This is a genomic window from Marinobacter bryozoorum, from assembly GCF_023156245.1.
In the GTDB taxonomy this organism is placed as follows: Bacteria; Pseudomonadota; Gammaproteobacteria; order Pseudomonadales; family Oleiphilaceae; genus Marinobacter; species Marinobacter bryozoorum.
In genome coordinates this window covers 1-1,144 of record NZ_JAKZAH010000108.1, presented here as the reverse complement: position 1 = coordinate 1,144, position 1,144 = coordinate 1, and the positions used below count along the sequence as shown (strand labels likewise).

The 1,144-nt window shown below is 56.6% G+C and carries 2 protein-coding genes; both read right to left on the bottom strand.

The genetic code is table 11. The annotated features are described in order from the left end of the window. Positions 1–569: glycosyltransferase family 2 protein (locus MLC59_RS19745; protein WP_248237306.1), on the bottom strand; the 569-nt coding region annotated here is incomplete at its 3' end. Continuing rightward, complete coding sequence (locus MLC59_RS19740; protein ID WP_248237305.1) at positions 553–1,038, bottom strand: GtrA family protein; 486 nt, start codon at positions 1,036–1,038, stop codon at positions 553–555. The genes MLC59_RS19740 and MLC59_RS19745, both read right to left, overlap by 17 nt. Positions 1,039–1,144: the final 106 nt, after the last annotated feature.

Genomic DNA, 1,144 nt, shown 5'->3' with positions numbered 1-1,144 from the left:
TACCGGTTACGTTCGTTCAGAGTCAGTATCGCGTCTACGGCCTTACGGCTCATCAACCGGAAATCGCCGGTATCCACCGGAATATCGGTCCGGCTGGTCCGGTTCAGCAACCGGTAAAAGAGGTGCGCACTCCAGCGTTTGAATGCGGTTTCCCCGGCCCTGGAACGGCGCTGCATCAGCACAACGTCTGCCCCGGATTGCCAGGATTCGATCATGGCGGGGATCTGCTCAGGCGGATCCTGCAGGTCCGCATCCAGAACGATCACTGCCTCGCCCCTGGCATGCTCCAGTCCCGCCGTTACCGCCGCCTCCTTGCCGAAATTCCGGCTCAGTTTGACCAGGCGGAGGCCAGGCGTTCGCTTTATCTCATTACGAATGTAACCGGCGCTGCCATCCTCACTGCCATCGTCCACGAACACAATTTCGTGACGCAGGTTGAGCGCGGCAAGCACGGGCAGTACCCGGTCAAAAAACAGCGGCAGCATGACTCGCTCGTTATACACAGGTATCACCAGGGAGATAAGGCGGTCATCCGGCGGCCCGACGTGGAAATCAAGGGATTTGTTCATAAAACACCAGCCTCTTGTAGACGATGTAATTCAGAGCAGCAACGAGCCCTGTCGTGACAAGCTGTGAGAGCGTGACCGGCAAGGCAAGGATGTGATTGAGTAAAAAGAAAAAAGCGAGATTACACAGCCAAGCGAAAAGGCAGGACGCCAGGTAGCGCCAGGCGGTCAGACGGTGAGGGCCGGCATTGCGGAATGCCAGGCGACGCTGGAGCCCATAATTCATAACTGCGCCGGACAGGCTTCCGCTTGCGGTGGCCAGCGTGGCGTCAAGCCCTGCGCCGATCAGAGCCGCCATGACAAACCAGTGGAATAGTGTGGCAAGGCCACCGGCAGCGATGAATCCTTGCAATTGAACGGGTAAAAGTTTGCTCATAGGGGAAACAGCCAAAATGACAACCGGCAGCTCCGGCCTGATCTGACGAACCGATAGATTAGCCAATCCGGTGTCATGGCTTTGTCGGCGTTTCATCAGGAAAATGTCAAAGCAGCGGATGTATGAGAGGGGTTCGATCTGACTGTTGCAGTGTCTTATGCAATGCTTGGTCAAGATCCCGCTTCACCAGGCATAGTGCGAT